The following is a 16,445-nucleotide window of genomic DNA, read 5'->3' on the forward strand; positions in this document are numbered from 1 at the left end:
AAAAGCCAAAGGGAAGCAGCGCCATGCGCATCGTGGAGATCCGGGAAAAGACCGTCGGCATCAAGTCCGACATCGCCAACGCCTACATCGACTTCAGCCAGATGACCTGCTCCACCGTGGCGGTCATCACCGACGTGGTGCGCGACGGCAAGCCGGTGATCGGCTACGGCTTCAACTCCAACGGACGCTACGGCGCCGGCGGCCTGATGCGCGAGCGCTTCATCCCCCGCCTGACCTCGGCCACGCCCGACAGCCTGATCGACGAGGCGAACGGCAACCTGGACCCGTTCAAGATCTGGGCGCGGCTGATGACCAACGAGAAGCCGGGCGGCCACGGCGAACGCTCGGTCGCGGTGGGCACCATCGACATGGCGGTGTGGGACGCCGTGGCGAAGATCGCCGGCAAGCCGCTCTACCGCCTGCTCGCCGACCGCTACCGCGGCGGCGTGGCCGACGAGTCGGTCTGGGTCTACGCCGCGGGCGGCTACTACTACCCCGGCAAGGGGGTGGAGGCGCTCCAGGACGAGATGCGCAGCTACCGCGACCGCGGCTACAAGGTCGTGAAGATGAAGATCGGCGCCACCTCGCTGGAGGACGACCTGCGCCGCATCGAGGCGGTGCTGGAGGTGGTCGGCGACGGTCGGAACCTCTGCGTCGACGCCAACGGCCGCTTCGACCTGAAGACCGCCATCGCCTACGCCGAGGCGCTGAAGCCCTACAATCTCTTCTGGTACGAGGAGGCCGGCGACCCGCTCGACTACGCGCTCCAGGCCGAGTTGGCCAACCACTATGACGGTCCCATGGCGACGGGCGAGAACCTGTTCAGCCACCAGGACGCCCGCAACCTGATCCGCCACGGCGGCATGCGCCCGGACCGCGACTGGCTGCAGTTCGACTGCGCGCTCAGCTACGGCCTCGTCGAGTACATGCGCACGCTGGACATGCTGGCGGAGAACGGCTGGTCGAGCCGCCGCGTGGTGCCGCATGGCGGCCACCAGATGTCGCTGAACATCGCCGCCGGCCTGCATCTGGGCGGCAACGAGTCCTATCCGGACGTGTTCAAGCCCTTCTGCGGCTTCGCCGACAGCATCGCGGTCGAGGACGGGCGCGTCCGCCTGCCGGAGCTGCCGGGCATCGGCTTCGAGGACAAGGCGGAGCTGTTCCGTACCATGCGGGAGGCGCTGGAGACGGCGAACTGAGGCGGTCTCCGTCGCGCGCCGCACCCTGTACGGGCGGTATAAGGCGTTGACTCGCGTCGGATCGTCCTCACATGCTGTTGCGGTGTTCAACAGATTTGAAAGGAGGTGATCCAATGTCTCATGGAGCCAAGCCGGTAGCCGTTCTGTTCGGTCTCGCCGCCCTCCTGACGGCGGGGGTCGCCAGCGCGGACTGCTCCTCCAGCCACAGCGCCAGCGCCGGCACGCAGAAGCCTGCCAGCGACACGGTCGCCACGGGCGACCGGGCTTCGGGCAGCACCCGCGGCTGATACCAGCAACGCAACACCGGCAGCACCATGCCGAACGGGCCGTTTCCCATCCGGGAAGCGGCCCGTTTCTTTTTGGCGTCCAGTGGACGGACCGAAGGTTCTCGTTCCAATTTATCCAGATCGTCCTGTCATCATGTTGTGCCCTTCTGGTCCATGAAAGATTCGTTCACGAATAATGCTGTCTCGGAAGCGGTGCTGTACTGCGGTCTCCATGGGCGTTCGGCCCCACGAAACCTCAACGACGTGGAGACCTCATGCAACACCGACAAAGCTCCGGAATCGACTTCGGCTCGACCTGCTGCGGCGGCCTTCGGCACGACTCCCGCCGGACCTTCCTGAAGATCGCCGCGCTGGGCGCCGGGGCCGCGCTGATGGCGCCCCTGACCGCCGGCGCCGCGCGCGCCGCCCAGCCCACCGGCGAGGTGGAGGCGCTTCTGCTCTCCTGCATGGATTACCGGCTGATCGACGACATCGGCCGCTACATGGACGGGCGCGGGCTGACCAACCGCTACGACCATGTGATCCTGGCCGGCGCGTCGCTGGGCGCCCTGACCGACCGGAAGAAGGCGTGGGGCGAGGCGTTCTGGGACCAGGTGGCGGTCGCCAGGCAGTTGCACCGGATCAGGCGCGTCATGGTCATGGACCACCGCGACTGCGGCGCCTACCGCGTCTTCCTGGGGACGGATCTGGCGGCGGACTTGATGGCGGACCCGGAAAAGGAGACCGCCGTCCACGCCGAACAGCTCCGGGCGCTGGGCGCCGCGATCAAGGAACGGCACCCCGACCTGAAGGTGGAACTGCTGTTGATGGCGCTCGACGGCAGCGTCGAATCCATCGCCGACTCCGCCTGAGGACGGGCGGACAATCCCGTGGCGCCGGGGTGTCGGACGCCCGTTCCTCCGGCGCCTCTATAATTCGTATGCGAAATAGTCGGTTGAGCGCGGCCCCTCCTTTTGGTAAACGCAAGGTAAGGATGTGGCCGGCGGGGTAGCGGGACACCGTTGCCGCGGGTATGACGGCGTGCATCGGACCCGGGGTGCCGTTCGTCCCTTGGGAAGTGCAGGGTTTTGCCGTTCCCTTCCGCCGTGCTGTTCCCGGGCCGCCGATGAGCATTCTCACACGCCTTGTCCTGCTCGTTCTTCTCGCCAGCCTGCCGGCCATCGGCATCCTGGCCCACAACAGCCTGACCGCCATCGAGGCGGGGGAGCGGCAGGCCGAGGCGGAGGCCCGCCGCTTGCTGACCCTGATCCAGGACGAGCAGCAGCGGGTCGTGGAGGGCATGCGCGGCGTGCTGGTGACGGTGGCCGAATTGGCGCCGCGGCTGGCCGTCGACCCGCAGCAATGCTCCTCCACCCTGAACCGCCTGCGCGACCGGCTGCCGCGGGTGAAGGGAATCGCGCTGACCGACCTCGACGGCGCGGTCCGCTGCGCCAGCGACGCCAAGCTGAACGGCCTGATGGTGGCGGCGCTGCCGCACATCCGCATGGCGCTCTACGGGCAGGGCTTCGTCGTCGGCGACTACGCGGTGCGGCGGACGGACGGGCGTCCCGTGCTGCCCTTCGCCGCCCCCTACGCCGACGGGACGGGCCGCATGGCGGGGGTGGTGTCCATCGCGCTCGACGCCGGATGGCTGCGCGAGTATCTGGCGGAAAAGCCGCTGCCGCCGAACGCCATGCTGGTGCTGGCCGACCGCAACGGCACCGTGCTGGGCCGCTTCCCCGGCAGCGACGACCAGCGGGTGGGCAAGCCGCTGCCCGAGCCGCTGATGGCTCTGCTGCGGGCGCCGTCCGACGGCGTGGCGGAGGTCGCCGGCCTGGATGGCGAGCCGCGGATCATGGCCTACGCGCCGGTGGACCAGAAGGTCCGCGAGCTGTTCCTGGCGGTCGGGCTGGACCGGACGGAGGCGCTGCGCCCCGTCACCGCCGCGGCCGAGCGGAGCGCCTTCCTGCTGGCGCTGGCGGCGGCGCTGTCCCTGGCCGCCGCCTGGGTCGGCGCGCGCCTGTTCGTGCTGCGCCCGGTGGCCCGGCTGAAGCGGGTGGTGGAGCGCTGGAGCGCCGGGGACCGGAGCGCGCGGATCGGCCGGCCGGCCGACCGGTCGGAGATCGGTGCCTTGGGCCGCGCCTTCGACTCCATGGCGCAGGAGCTTCAGGCGCGGGAACTGGCCCGCGACGCCGCCCACGCCGCGGAACACCGCATGGCCGCGATCCTCGCCGCCTCGACCGACGCGGTGGTGGAATTGGACCATGAGGGCCGCGTGACCTTCGCCAATGAGAAGGCGGCGCGCCTGTTCGGCGACGGCGGGGACCTCGTGGGCCATGTCTTCGTGGCTCTGCTGCCGCCCGGCGTGGCCGAGCCCTTCACCGCGCGCTTCCGCGACGCGCTGGACCGGGGAGAGCCGGAGGAATTCGAAATCCGGCTGGGCGGCGTCGAACGGCAAGGCGGTGAGGAAGGGAGCGGTGGCGACTGGTACGCCCTGCGCCTGTTCGCCACCGGCGACCGGCTGGCCGTCTACGCCCAGGACGTGACCCGCCGCAAGGAGGACGAACGGGCGATCCGGCGGGCCGTGGAGCGCCACCGCTCCCTGCTGGAAACCGCCGCCGACGCGATCCTTCTGGTGGACGCCAGGGGCACGGTGCACACCTACAACCGCGGCGCGGAGCGCATCTTCGGCCATCGCCCGGCCGACGCGGTCGGGACGGACGTGCGCCGGTTGATCCCGGACGGCCTCGTTTCGGAGCCTCTCAGCACGGACCGGCTGGCCGGCGGCGTCGCGCGCGAGGTCGAGGGGCGGCGGCGCGACGGGCTGGCGGTGCCGCTGGAGCTGTCGCTGTCGGCCTGGAGCGACGGCGGCGACCGCTTCTTCACCGCCATCCTGCGCGACATCACCGAGCGCAAGCGCACCGAATCGGCGCTGCGCCGCGCCAAGGAGCAGGCGGAGCGGGCCAACCGGGCGAAGTCGCGCTTCCTCGCCGCGGCCAGCCACGACCTTCGCCAGCCGGTGCAGTCGCTGTTCTTCCTCACCTCCGCGCTGGGCGAGCAGACGCTGGGCACCCCGGCCCACGGCACGCTGAAGACCATGCAGCAGGCGCTGGAGGCGCTGAAGCGTCTGCTCGACGGCTTGCTGGACATCTCCAAGCTCGACGCCGGGGTGGTCGAGCCGGTGATCACCACCGTGGCGATCCAGCCCCTCTTCGAACGCCTCGCCGCCGAATACGCGCCGGAGGCGGCGCGGCGCGGCCTGACCCTGCGCGTCGCCCCGACCACGCTCCACGCGCGCAGCGATCCCATGCTGCTGGAGCGCGTCGTGCGCAACCTGCTGGACAACGCGCTGCGCTACACCGGGCGGGGCGGGGTGGTTCTGGGCGTGCGGCGGTCGCGCCGCCGCTTCCACATCGCCGTGTGCGACAGCGGCGCCGGCATCCCGCCGGACCGCCAGGAGGACATCTTCGAGGAGTTCACCCAGCTCGGCAACCCGGAGCGCGACCGCGAGAAGGGGCTGGGCCTCGGTCTGGCCATCGTGCGGCGGCTGTGCGCTCTGCTCGGCCATTCCGTCACCCTGCGGTCGCGGCCGGGCAGCGGGTCGTCCTTCCTGGTCACGGTTCCCGCCGCCGAGCCGCCCCGCCCCCCGGTGACGACCGTTCCCGCGGTCGGCCGGACGGAGGGCGGTGGGAGCCGGCTCGTCCTGATCATCGACGACGAGGTGATCATCCTGATGGGACTGCGCGCCATGCTGGAGGGCTGGGGCTACGAGGTCATCGCCGCCACCGCCGGGGACGAGGCGATCCGCCTGCTCGACGAGGCCGGGCGGCGGCCGGACGTCATCCTGGCCGACTACCGGCTGCGCCACGGCAAGACCGGGCCGGAGGCGCTGCGCGCCATCCACGCCCACTGCCGGGCGGCGATCCCCAGCATCATCCTGACCGGCGACACCGCCCCCGAACGCATCGTCGAGGCCCAGCGCAGCGGCTTCGCCATCCTGCACAAGCCGGTGTCGTCCCATCACCTGAAGCAGGTGGTGGCCGAAGCCGGGGGCCGCTGAGGGCGCCCGGCTTCGGCTCCGCTCACCGAACCCGGGCCAACGCGTGGCGCTTGCGGCCGGCGGACAGGCGGATCAGCCCCTCGCCGTTGAGGTCCGCCAGGGTCAGAAGCGCCGCCTCGTCGGTGACGGGGGTGCCGTTCACCCGCGCCCCGCCGTCGCGGATCAGCCGCCGTGCCGCGCCCTTGGATTCGGCGAGCCCGGCGGCGGCCAGCAGGTCGGCCAGACGGACGCCGGCGGCGAGGTCGGCGCGGGCGGCCTCCACCGTCGGCAGGCCATCGCCGGCCCCGGCCTCCTCGAAGACGCGGCGGGCGGTCTCCCCGGCCTCGGCCGCCGCGGCCGCGCCGTGGCAGAGGGATGTCGCCTCATGGGCGAGGATCTTCTTGGCCTCGTTGATCTCTGAGCCCCGGAGGGCTTCCAGCCGGGCGATCTCGTCCAGCGGAAGTTCGGTGAACAGGCGCAGGAAGCGGCCGACGTCGGCGTCCTCCGTGTTGCGCCAGAACTGCCAGAAATCGTGCGGGCTGCGCCGGTCGGCGTTCAGCCACACCGCCCCCGCCGCCGTCTTGCCCATCTTGGCGCCCGACGCAGTGGTCAGCAGCGGCGTGGTCAGGCCGAACAGCTCCGTCCCGTCGACGCGGCGGGCCAGCTCGATCCCGTTGACGATGTTGCCCCACTGGTCCGACCCGCCCATCTGCAGCCGGCAGCCGTGGCGGCGCGACAGCTCCAGGAAGTCGAAGGCCTGGAGAATCATATAGTTGAACTCCAGGAAGGTCAGCGGCTGCTCGCGGTCGAGCCGCAGCTTGACGGAGTCGAAGCTCAGCATCCGGTTGACGGTGAAATGCCGCCCGATGTCGCGCAGCATCGGGATGTAGCGCAGCTCGTCCAGCCAGTCGGCGTTGTCGACCATCTCCGCGCCGTTCGCTTCCTCGCCAAAGGACAGGTACTGCGTGAAGGCCCGGCCGATGCCACCCATGTTGGCGGCGATCTGCGCGTCGTCCAGCATGGGGCGGCTGGTGTCGCGGAAGCTGGGGTCGCCGATGCGCGTGGTGCCGCCGCCGATCAGCACGACGGGCCGGTTGCCGGTCTTCTGGAACCAGCGCAGCACCATGATCGACACGAGATGCCCGACATGCAGGCTGTCCGCCGTGGCGTCGAAGCCAATGTAGGCGCCAACCGGCCCCCGGCGCAGCAGGGCGTCGAGGCCCGACAGGTCGCTGCCCTGGTGCAGGAATCCGCGCTCGTCGAGCACGCGCAGGAAGTCGGACTGGAAGGGGCTGGAAGCGGCGGGGGTCGCCATGGTGCTGATCTCCGGAAGGGAAGGGCCGCGTCCCGGAGATCATCTGTCGAAGCACATGCCGCCGGTCCGCGGCGGCATGGTTCATATGGTCAAGACTGAACGCGCCGCCCTATGGGAGCAGCGGATAATAGCGGCTGGAATGGTGCGTGCGCGTCGTCATGGCCGGAAAGCTAGGCGCGCGGGGGCGAGGCGTCAAGGGTGGATGACGCGCCGGTGCCGATCCTTTGTCCGGTGGCCGGCCATGTGGGGTCTGGCGCTCGCCGCACCCATGCCGCATAAAGCCCGTCTTCCCCCTGTCGGGAGGAAGGGTTTTTCGTTTGCGGGGACCCGACCATGAGCGCCATCGCCGAAGCCGCGCCGGCCAAGCTGAACCTCTATCTGCATGTGGTGGGCCGCCGCGACGACGGCTATCACGAGCTGGACAGCCTCGTCGCCTTCGCCGACGTGGCGGACCGGGTCACGGTGCAGCCGGGCGTGGCGCGGATCGCGCTGCGCGGGGCCGACCTGCCGCCGGTCGGGCCGAGGCTGGCCATCTCCGGCCCCTTCGGCCCGGCGCTGATGGGCGAGAATCCGGCACAGAACCTCGTCATCCGCGCCGCTTACGCGCTGGCCGCCCGGCTGGGGCGTGAGGCCGACGCGATGATCGCGCTGGAGAAAATGCTGCCCATCGCCTCCGGAATCGGCGGCGGCTCGGCGGACGCCGCGGCGACGCTGCGCGCCCTGGCCCGGCTGTGGGACATGCCGGTGGCCGACCAGCGCCTCTACGAGGTCGCGGCGTCGCTGGGCGCCGACGTGCCGGTCTGCGTCGCCGGGCGGAGCTGCTATTTCAGCGGCGTGGGGGAGGTGCTGGAGGAGGCGCCGGCCCTGCCGGAGACCTTCGCGGTGCTGGTCAACCCCGGCGTGCCGGTGCCGACCCCCGCCGTGTTCAAGGCACGCCGGGGGGGCTTCTCCGCCCCGGCCCGCTTCACCGAAGCGCCCGCCGACGCCGCGGCGCTGGCCGCGCTGCTGAAGGAACGGCGCAACGACCTGACCGAGCCGGCGCTGACCGTCGCTCCGGTGATCGCCGCGGTGCTGGAGGCGCTGGACGGCACGGACGGCTGCCTGCTGGCCCGCCTGTCGGGCAGCGGGGCGACCTGCTTCGGCCTCTACGCCGATGCGGAGCGCGCCGCCGCCGCCGCCCGGTCGATCCAGGCGGCGCAGCCGCGCTGGTGGACGAGGGCCGCCCGCCTGCTGCCGACCCCGGCGGACGCGCCGCCGCTGCCCACGGGGTTGGTGGCGCCCTCAGCGACGAGCACGGCCCCGCCGCCGCCGGTCCCCTTCCCGGACACCGGTGGCTGGGGCGTCGGTTGACCTCTGTAAGGGCTTAAAGCGGATTGCAATCCGCTTTGGACCGCGACGGCGGTCCCGGTCGCGCATGCGACCGGAGCCCGCCGGCGAATGAGGCGATGTGAGTCTAAAGCGAACGGAAGTTCGCTTTAGCAGCCGCCGCCGCGCGTCATCGCGCCACCCAGCATGGCGCCGCCCAGCGTGCCGGCGGCGGTCGCCGCCAGCTTGCCGTCGCCGCGCCCGAACTGCGAGCCGACCAGCCCGCCGACCGCCGCACCGCCCAGCACGCCGATCAGGTCGCCGTCGAGCGGCCCGCACTCCACCACCTGCGGCGCCGCGCGGACCACGCGCGGGCGCTGCTGGACGATCACCGGCGGCGGCTCCTCGATGTAGACGGGGGCCGGGGCGTAATGCACGACCGGCGGCTCCTCGTAGACCACCACCGGCGGGGGCCGGCGGACGATCACCACGCGCCCGTCGCCATAACCGCCGTCGATGTAGCCATGCTCGTAATAGCGGGCCCGCTCGTGCCGGTCGCGGTCATGGCGGTCGCGCTCGTGATGGCGCTCCTGCTTGGCGCGCCAGCCGTGTGCCGGCGCCCAGTCCGGCGGGTCGGCGAGGACCGGGGACGCTCCAGCGCCCAAGGCCGCCACACCGGCCAGCAGCGCGATGGCGAGGGTTTTGGGGGTGAAGCGAATGTGCGTCATGATGGCTCCAGGATACGTCTCACCCGAATGAACATCCGGGGGCGACGTCTTCATCCATCCGACCGCCGCTAGGGGCGTGACCTTTTTGGGGTGCGTGAAAGAGGTAACCCGTCCCTGGCCCCGTCCCGCCGGCCCGTCATGCCCACACCGGTTCGGGAAGGCTTTCCGTCAGCAGCGCGGTGACCATCTCCACCCCCGCGCTCCGCGCCGCGCCTCCGGTCAGCAGGGCCAGCTCCGTCTCCGGCAGCGCGGGCAGGCCGTCTGCCACGCCGAGGAAGCGCGCGCCGGGTGGCAGGGCGCTGTGGGGAAGCACGCTGACGCCCAGCCCCCCGGACACCGCGGCGCGCACCCCGGCGTGGTTGGGGCTGGAATAGGCCACCCGCCAGCGCCGTCCGGCGCGCTCCAGCTCATGCACCGCGCGGTTGCGGTAGACGCAGCCCTGGGGGAACAGCACCAGCGGCAGCGGGTCCTCGCGGTGCAGGTCCTCCGCCGCCGGGCCGACCCAGCAGAGCGGCTCCCGCCACGCGCGCAGCGCGCCGGGGTGGCCGGGTTCCTGCTTGACCAGGGCGATGTCGAGGTCGCCGCAGTCCACGTCGGCGCGCAGCCGCACCGACAGGTCGCAGCGCACGTCCAGCCGCAGCCGCCGGTTCGCCCGCGCGAAGTCGGCGAGCAGGCGGGGCAGCCGCTCCACCGCGTAATCCTCCGGCACGCCGAGCCGCACCACCTCCGCCGCCGGGCGTCCGGACAGCACGGCGTTCGCCTCGTCGTTCAGCGCCAGCAGCCGGCGGGCGTAGCCGAGCAGCCGCTCCCCGTCGTCGGTCAGCGCGACGGCGCGGCTGTTGCGGTCGAGGAGCGGCCGGCCGACCTGCTCCTCCAGCCGGCGGATCTGCTGGCTGACCGTCGATTGCGTCTTGTGCACCCGTTCCCCGGCCCGCGTGAAGCCACCGGCATCCACCACCGATACGAAGGTGCGCAGCAGGCCCAGATCCATTTCGCGCATCGGACCAACCATTCAGATTTCGAATGCAATGGATGATATCATCCAATTTCCAAATGGAAAGGCTCCGCGCCATCCTCTCTCCGACGCACAGCCTTCCGCATGGGAGAGGACCGGCCATGACGAACGCCGTCACGAACGCCGCCACGCACGCCGCCACGCATTCCTTACCCCTGACCGACCCGCGGGCGGCGCCGCTCGCCCTGGTCGTTCCCTTCTGCCTCGCCTGGAGTTCGGCCTTCGCCGCCGGGAAGATCGGGCTGGCCGACTGCCCGCCGCTGCTGCTGCTGGCCTTCCGCTTCCTGATCGCCGGGGCGCTGCTGGCCGCCGTTGCGGCGTGGCGGGGCGAGTACCGGGGGATGGGCGGGCGAACCCTCGGCCTGCTGGCGCTGCTCGGCCTGCTCAACCACGCGCTCTATCTGGGGCTGAGCTACAGCGGCATGACCCACGTGTCCTCCGGCCTGACGGCGCTGATCGTCAGCGCGAACCCGGTGCTGACCGCGGCGCTGGCCGCCCTGCTGCTGGGCGAGGCGATGACCCGGCGCAAGGCGGTGGGGTTGGCGCTGGGGGTGGCCGGGGTGGCGCTGGTGGTGCGCGGACGGCTGGGCAGCGGGACCGACGCGCCGCTGGGCATCGCGCTCGCGGTCGGCGCTCTGGTGGCGCTGTCGGCGGGGACCTTGCTGTTCAAGCGGCTGGCGCCGCGAACCGGGCTGCTCGCCGGCACCGGGGTGCAGGTGCTGGCGGCGGGGCTGGCGCTGTTGCCCCTCGGGCTGCTGCTGGAGGACGCCGGGTCGATCCGGCTGACCGCCGGCTTCGCCGGGTCGCTGGTCTATCAGGCGCTGGTGGTGTCGATCGGCGGCTATCTGCTGTGGTTCCGCCTGCTGCAACGGACGAGCGCCACGGAGGCCAGCGCCTATCATTTCCTGATGCCGCCCCTCGGGATGCTGTTCGGCTGGGCGCTGCTCGGCGAAACGGTGCAGCCCTGGGACCTGCTGGGCATCCTGCCGGTGGCGCTGGGCATCCGGCTGGTGACGCGGGGGTAAGGGCCGCATCCCGGCAAAAGGGATACGCCTTTCGCGGGGGATCAGGTTGCGCCCTGCGATTGTTACGTTTTCATGACGCCCCACTCTCCATCGTCCTGTTGTTGAGGCCCACACGCCGGGAGGCCCACCATCTCGACCATCGCCGTCTCGCCCACCCTGGTCCTGATCGACATCCTCGGCGCCGTGGCGCTGCTGCTGTGGGCGCTGCGGCTGGTGCGGACGGGCGTCTTCCGGTGGGGCGGCGCGGCGGTCCGCCGCTGGGTCGGCTACGGCACGCGCAACCGTCTGGCCGCCTTCCTGGCCGGGGTCGCCGCCACCATCGCGGTGCAGAGCAGCACGGCCACCGCCCTGATGACCGCCTCGATGGCCGGGCAGGGCTTCATGACCACCCCCATGGCGCTGGCGGTGATGCTGGGCGCCGACGTCGGGACCAGCCTCGTCGCCCGGCTGCTCGCCATCGACCTGCACTGGCTGTCGCCCAGCCTGCTGCTGCTCGGCGGGGCGCTGCACGCGCTGGGCGGCGAGCATCGCGGGCGGCGGGCGCTGGCCCGCATCCTGGTCGGCATCGGGCTGATGCTGCTCGCCCTGAAGCTGCTCGGCGCGGCCACCCTGCCGGTCCGGGAGTCGGCGCTGGTCCAGGCGATGCTGGAGGCGCTGGGCGGCGAGCCGCTGTTCGCCCTGATCGTCGCCGCGGCGCTGACCGCGGCGGTGCATTCCAGCCTCGCCACGGTGATGCTGGCGGGGTCGCTGGCCGGGGCGGGGGTGATCGGGACCGAGACGGCGGTGGCCCTGGTCCTGGGCGCCAACCTGGGCGGTGCGGTGCCGGCCGTGCTGGCGACCTCGGCGGATGGTGCTGCGGCGCGGCGGGTGCCGCTGGGCAATCTGCTGGTCCGGGTGACCGGATCGCTGCTGGCCCTGCCGCTGGTGCCGATGGCGGCGGCCCTCCTGGCCGGAATGGCCCCGCTGACGGCGGTGGTCAGCGCGCATGTCGCCTTCAACGCGGCGCTGGCCTTGCTCTTCCTGCCGCTGGTGACGCCGCTGGCCCGGCTGACAGAAGGGCTGCTGCCCCAGCCGGAGGACGCGGGGGAGGATGCGGCGACGCCCCGGCATCTCGATGAATCGGCTCTGGAGACGCCCTCCGTCGCCATCGCCGGTGCGGTGCGCGAGACGCTGCGGCTGGGCGATCTGGTGGAGGACATGCTGCGCCGCAGCCTGACCGCCCTGCGTCAGAACGACGAACGCCCGATCGCCGAGGTCAGCCGCGCCGACGACCGGGTGGACCGGCTGCACACCGCGCTCAAGCTCTACCTCGCCAAGCTGGGGCGCCGCCATCTCGACGCCGAGGAGACCCGGCGGGTCGACGACCTGATGGCCTTCGCCATCAACCTGGAGCACATCGGCGACATCATCGACAAAAGCCTGATGGAACTCGCCGCCAAGCGCATCCGCCACCACCTGCATTTCGCCCCGGAGGATTTTCGGGAGGTCGAGGAACTGCACCGCCGCACGGTGGAGAATTTGCGCACGGCGCTCGGCATCCTGATCGGGGAGGACCGGCGGCTGGCCCGGCAGCTCATCGCCGGCAAGGACGCGGTGCGGGCGCTGGAGCGCACCGCCACCGCCCGCCACCTCGACCGCGTGCGCCGCGGCGACGCCGCCAGCATCGAGACGAGCGCCCTCGTGCTGGACATCCTGCGCGACCTGAAGCGCATCAACGCCCATGTCGCCGCCATCGCGCTGCCGATCCTCGATCAGGTGGGCGAACTCAGCGAAAGCCGCCTGAAGGTGGTCGGGCTGCCGCGGCTGGAAAGCCGCGACGTGTAGGGGAAGGGGGCCGCAGCGTTACCGTGGCATCTCCCCGGTCAGGGTGGCGCTCAAACCCTGCAGCAGGCCGAAGCGGCAGCCCTCGCCGAAGGTGGCGCGCAGCCGGGCCGGGTCGCCGATGGACACGCGGATGTCGCCTGCACGCGCCGGCTGGTGCAGGCGGCGCACCCGGCTGGCGCACAGCTCCTGCAGAACCTCAAGCAGCATCAGGAGCGAGGTCGGGCGGCCGGTGCACAGGTTGAAGACCTCCGCCCCCTGGGATTGACGCTCCATCGCCTTGACGAGGAAGCGCACGACGTCGCCGACGAACACGAAATCCCGGACCTGCTCGCCGTCGCCGAAGATCGTCACGTCCTCGCCCTGCGCCACCCGGCGGGCGAAGATCGAGATCACCCCGGAATAGGGCGAAGACGGGTCCTGCCGCGGCCCGTAGACGTTGAAGAAGCGGAAACCGGTCGTCGGCACCCCGTGGATGGCCCAGGCGACGTTGGCGTGCAGCTCGCAGCCCAGCTTGTCCACGCCGTAGGCGGACAGCGGGCGCGTCGCGGCGTCCTCGCGCAGCGGGGTGGCGGTGTTGTCGCCGTAGACCGCGGCGGAGGAGGCGTAGACCACCGGGACCGGGCTGCCGTTGCGGGCGCTGCGCGCCGTCTCGAAGACGGTGACGGTGCCCGACAGGTTGGTGCGGTGGGTTTCCGCCCACAACTCGCGCGAGCGCTGGACGGACGCGACGGCGGCCAGATGGAACACGCCGTCCACCCCCCGCATCGCCTGTTGGACCGCGTCCGGATCGGCGACGTCGCCGACCACCAGCTTGGCCAGCAGCGGCTTGTTCTCCAGCCGGCCGGTGCTCATGTCGTCCAGGATGGTGACCCGGTGCCCGTCGCCGATCAGCCGGTCGGCCAGATGCGATCCGATGAATCCGCAGCCGCCGGTCACGAGATAATGGGCCATGCGCCGTCCTTTCCACCATCGCCATGCATGGTGTCATAGTGGTGAGGCGACGCGGAACGGGCCAGACCATCTTAGGGGTAGCGGAGGGCGCAAGGGATGCGCCGGTCCTGGCCGTTCGGGGTGGCGTCCCCCGAATCGGTGCCGTTTCAGGGGCTTTTTCCAGGACCCCCGCGGCGGGCAGGCGGAACCGAAGGTTCAACAGCCTTATCCACCATCTTATGCACTTTTTTGTGGATAACTTCGGTCAAGAGAACCGATGGCCGCCGCGATGCATCCCGGACACAGTGTGTATCGGAGGACACATCGGGACGGCGCCGTCTTCGGTCAGCCGGCGGCGGACTCTCCCGCCGCGGACAGCAGGCGGGCGACGGCCTTGCGCAGCTCCTCGTTCAGGAAGGGCTTGTAGAGCACGGCGTCCGCCGCGAACATCTCCGCCATCTTCAGGGCATAGCCGGCGGGCAGGTTCGGCGCCCCGCCCGACATGGCGAGCACCTGAGCGCCGGGGTTGCGGGTGCGGGCGGCCTTGATGACCTCCACCCCGTCGGCTTCGGGCATCAGCACGTCGGTGACGATCAGGTCGAAGACGGCGCCGCCCTCCAGCAGGGTGATGGCGACGCGGCCGTTTTCCGCCTCCACGACCTCATGGCCCGCCTGTTCGATCACCTCGGTGACCGCCAGCCGCACGGCGGCCGAATCCTCAACGACCAGCACCTTCGCCATGAACCAGCATCCCATGTGTCGTTTGGCCCGGACCGCCGGTCAGGGCGGTGGGCAGGTCGATGATGAAGGACGTTCCTCGTCCGGGGGCGCTCTCGACCAGAATGTCGCCACCCCCGTTCCGTACGATACCATACACCACCGAAAGCCCAAGCCCCGTCCCCTTGCCCACCGGCTTGGTGGTGAAGAAGGGATCGAACACGCGTTGGCGGGTCGCCTCGTCCATTCCGGTGCCGGTGTCGGTCACGGTCAGCCGCACATAGTCGCCCTCGCCGAGCTGGCGGCGGGACGCGTCCCGCTCCTTCAGGCTCAGGGAACGGGCGCCGATGGTCAGGGTGCCGCCCTGCGGCATGGCATCGCGGGCGTTCTGGATCAGGTTGAGGAGGACCTGGGTCAGTTCGGTCGCGGTGATCGTCACCGCCTTCAGGTCGGGTTCCAGCGGCGTCCGTGTCCCGATGGACGGCGGCATCGAGGGGGCGGCGAGTTCCAGGGCCGAATGAACGGCCTCCTCAAGGTTGCCCGGCGGCGACTCGGCCACCTCGACGCGGGCGAACTGGAGGACGTCGCGCATGATCGTGCGGGCCTTCACTCCGCTGTCGTGGATGGCGTTCAGGTAGGTCTGGAGCTTGCGATCCTCCCCGGCGCGGCCTCGGGCCAGATCGGACAGGCTGATGACCGGTTGCAGCAGGTTGTTGATCTCATGGGCGAGGCCGCCGACGAGGCTGCCGAGCGCCGCCATGGTCTGCTTCTGCCGCGCCGCTTCCGCCGACTGGCGCCGCGCGCTGATGTCACTGGTGGTGCCGCGGTAGCCGAGGAAGGTGCCGTTGCCGTCATAGCGCGGCGTGCCGCTGACCATCACCCAGCGCGCGGCCCCTCCCGGCGAGGCCAGCGGGAAGGAAAGGCGGCGGAAGGGCTCCCGGCGGTGCAGGGCCTCGATCAGGGCGGGGAAATCCTCCTCGGGACGGTTGCGGTCCAGAAGATCGGCGTGGGTGAATCCCAGAAGCTCCGACCCGCCACGCCCGGTGGACTCCTGGGCCCGCGGCGACAGGGCGGTGAAACGCCCGCGCTCATCGGTTTCCCAGAACCAGTCGTTGGAGCATTCCAGAAGCGCCCGCCACCGCGCCTCGCTCTCGCGCAGTTCGGCGGTGCGGGTGGCGATCAGCGACTCCAGCCCGCTCAGATGGTCGCGCAGGGCCTCCTCGCTGCGGCGCATCCGGTAGAAGGCGAGGTCGTAGGGGTTTCGCAGGGCGGTGACGATGATCGCCCGGTAGAGCAGGTAGAAGGACAGGATCTTGATGAAATGCCCCAGCGCGTTGACCGCCCCGTGGGGATGATTGTAGAGCGTGAAGATCAGCTCCTGCGGGGCCAGCAGGGCGATGCCGGCGAAGGTCAGGCCGAACACCCTGGGTTCGAACTGCCGGCGCTTGGCGCACAGCAGCAGACAGGCGACGACCGCCGCGGCGCTGAAGGTGTATTCGGCTCCGATCTTGAAAGGGGTCAGTCCGATGTCCGGCACGAAGCTGTCCGGCATGATGCCGAAGGTGAAGATCGACAGCAGGGTGCAGGCCACGACGGCGGCCTGGAGCAGCAGCACGTCGCCCGCGCGCAGCCGAGTCTCGGTGAGCAGCGGGGCGGCCAGGAAGACCGCGGCCTGAAGGCCACGCGCGGCGATCCAGAGCTGGGTGGATTGGTTGGCGCCGGCCTCGCCGATGACGTTCATGCCGGGGAACGTGATGGCGTGCAGCAGGTCGAACAGCGCGATGCCCGGCATGGACAGGCCGACGAAGGCGAGGAAGGGCGACTGGTTCGTGTCGCGCGTGTTCCAGGCGATCGTGAAGATCGTCATGGAGATGGCGACGGCGAACATCTCCACGCAGAGATGGAACAGCAAGTAGTTGTGATGGGCCAGTATGGCCAGCGTCGCCGTGAGGGTCAGCAGGGCGGCAAGGCCGGACAGGACGGCGCGGTCCCGGAGCCAGCGGGTAAAGGTCGGTTTGATGGCGGACGGCTGGGTCCCGCTCATGAACGGTCGGCTCCGCGGTGGACGGGTGAAGCGACCCA

The 16,445-nt window shown here is 71.0% G+C and carries 13 protein-coding genes; 7 read left to right on the forward strand and 6 right to left on the reverse strand.

What is annotated here, in order from left to right:
- Positions 1-23 precede the first annotated feature (23 nt).
- The 4 genes from D3869_RS21110 to D3869_RS21125 all read left to right on the forward strand — a co-directional run bounded on the left by D3869_RS21110 (position 24) and on the right by D3869_RS21125 (position 5,525).
- Positions 24-1,199, forward strand: a complete 1,176-nt coding sequence (locus D3869_RS21110) for a mandelate racemase/muconate lactonizing enzyme family protein (protein ID WP_137141766.1) — start codon at positions 24-26, stop codon at positions 1,197-1,199.
- Positions 1,200-1,312: 113 nt separating this feature from the next.
- The gene (locus D3869_RS33195; RefSeq protein ID WP_155903579.1) at positions 1,313-1,486 is read left to right on the forward strand and encodes a hypothetical protein; all 174 of its coding nucleotides are present in this window, start codon (positions 1,313-1,315) and stop codon (positions 1,484-1,486) included.
- A 254-nt stretch (positions 1,487-1,740) separates the two neighbouring features.
- Entirely contained in the window at positions 1,741-2,337 is a 597-nt protein-coding gene (locus tag D3869_RS21120; RefSeq protein ID WP_137141768.1) for a carbonic anhydrase, read from the forward strand.
- Between the two features lie 254 nt (positions 2,338-2,591).
- A complete protein-coding gene (locus tag D3869_RS21125; protein WP_175426543.1) occupies positions 2,592-5,525 on the forward strand; it encodes a PAS domain S-box protein in 2,934 nt (977 codons plus the stop codon).
- A 22-nt stretch (positions 5,526-5,547) separates the two neighbouring features.
- Here the strand turns inward: D3869_RS21125 and tyrS are convergent, their stop codons facing one another.
- Positions 5,548-6,819 (reverse strand): tyrosine--tRNA ligase, encoded by a 1,272-nt coding sequence (gene tyrS / locus D3869_RS21130; RefSeq protein ID WP_137141770.1) that lies wholly within the window; start codon positions 6,817-6,819, stop codon positions 5,548-5,550.
- A gap of 333 nt (positions 6,820-7,152) precedes the next feature.
- Here tyrS and D3869_RS21135 point away from each other — a divergent pair, with 333 nt between their 5' ends.
- Positions 7,153-8,169 (forward strand): 4-(cytidine 5'-diphospho)-2-C-methyl-D-erythritol kinase, encoded by a 1,017-nt coding sequence (locus D3869_RS21135; RefSeq protein ID WP_137141771.1) that lies wholly within the window; start codon positions 7,153-7,155, stop codon positions 8,167-8,169.
- 125 nt (positions 8,170-8,294) lie between these two features.
- Here D3869_RS21135 and D3869_RS21140 read toward each other — a convergent pair whose 3' ends face one another.
- Positions 8,295-8,852 (reverse strand): glycine zipper 2TM domain-containing protein, encoded by a 558-nt coding sequence (locus tag D3869_RS21140; protein WP_137141772.1) that lies wholly within the window; start codon positions 8,850-8,852, stop codon positions 8,295-8,297.
- A 136-nt stretch (positions 8,853-8,988) separates the two neighbouring features.
- Positions 8,989-9,852 (reverse strand): LysR substrate-binding domain-containing protein, encoded by an 864-nt coding sequence (locus tag D3869_RS21145; protein WP_247895821.1) that lies wholly within the window; start codon positions 9,850-9,852, stop codon positions 8,989-8,991.
- A gap of 116 nt (positions 9,853-9,968) precedes the next feature.
- On the opposite strand from D3869_RS21145, the gene D3869_RS21150 reads away from it, so the two are divergent.
- A complete protein-coding gene (locus D3869_RS21150; RefSeq protein WP_137141774.1) occupies positions 9,969-10,892 on the forward strand; it encodes a DMT family transporter in 924 nt (307 codons plus the stop codon).
- Positions 10,893-11,075: 183 nt separating this feature from the next.
- Positions 11,076-12,716: a Na/Pi cotransporter family protein gene (locus tag D3869_RS21155; RefSeq protein ID WP_247895822.1), complete on the forward strand. Its 1,641-nt coding sequence runs from the start codon at positions 11,076-11,078 to the stop codon at positions 12,714-12,716.
- Positions 12,717-12,734: 18 nt separating this feature from the next.
- Here D3869_RS21155 and D3869_RS21160 read toward each other — a convergent pair whose 3' ends face one another.
- From D3869_RS21160 to D3869_RS21170, 3 genes are all read right to left on the reverse strand, one after another.
- Positions 12,735-13,667, reverse strand: a complete 933-nt coding sequence (locus D3869_RS21160; protein ID WP_137141776.1) for an NAD-dependent epimerase/dehydratase family protein — start codon at positions 13,665-13,667, stop codon at positions 12,735-12,737.
- Between the two features lie 324 nt (positions 13,668-13,991).
- The gene (locus tag D3869_RS21165; protein ID WP_247895823.1) at positions 13,992-14,387 is read right to left on the reverse strand and encodes a response regulator; all 396 of its coding nucleotides are present in this window, start codon (positions 14,385-14,387) and stop codon (positions 13,992-13,994) included.
- A complete protein-coding gene (locus D3869_RS21170; protein WP_137141778.1) occupies positions 14,365-16,407 on the reverse strand; it encodes an MASE3 domain-containing protein in 2,043 nt (680 codons plus the stop codon). Before D3869_RS21170 ends, D3869_RS21165 begins: the two co-directional genes overlap by 23 nt.
- Positions 16,408-16,445 lie beyond the last annotated feature (38 nt).

The sequence above is a fragment of the Azospirillum brasilense genome (assembly GCF_005222205.1).
Lineage (GTDB): Bacteria > Pseudomonadota > Alphaproteobacteria > Azospirillales > Azospirillaceae > Azospirillum > Azospirillum brasilense_G.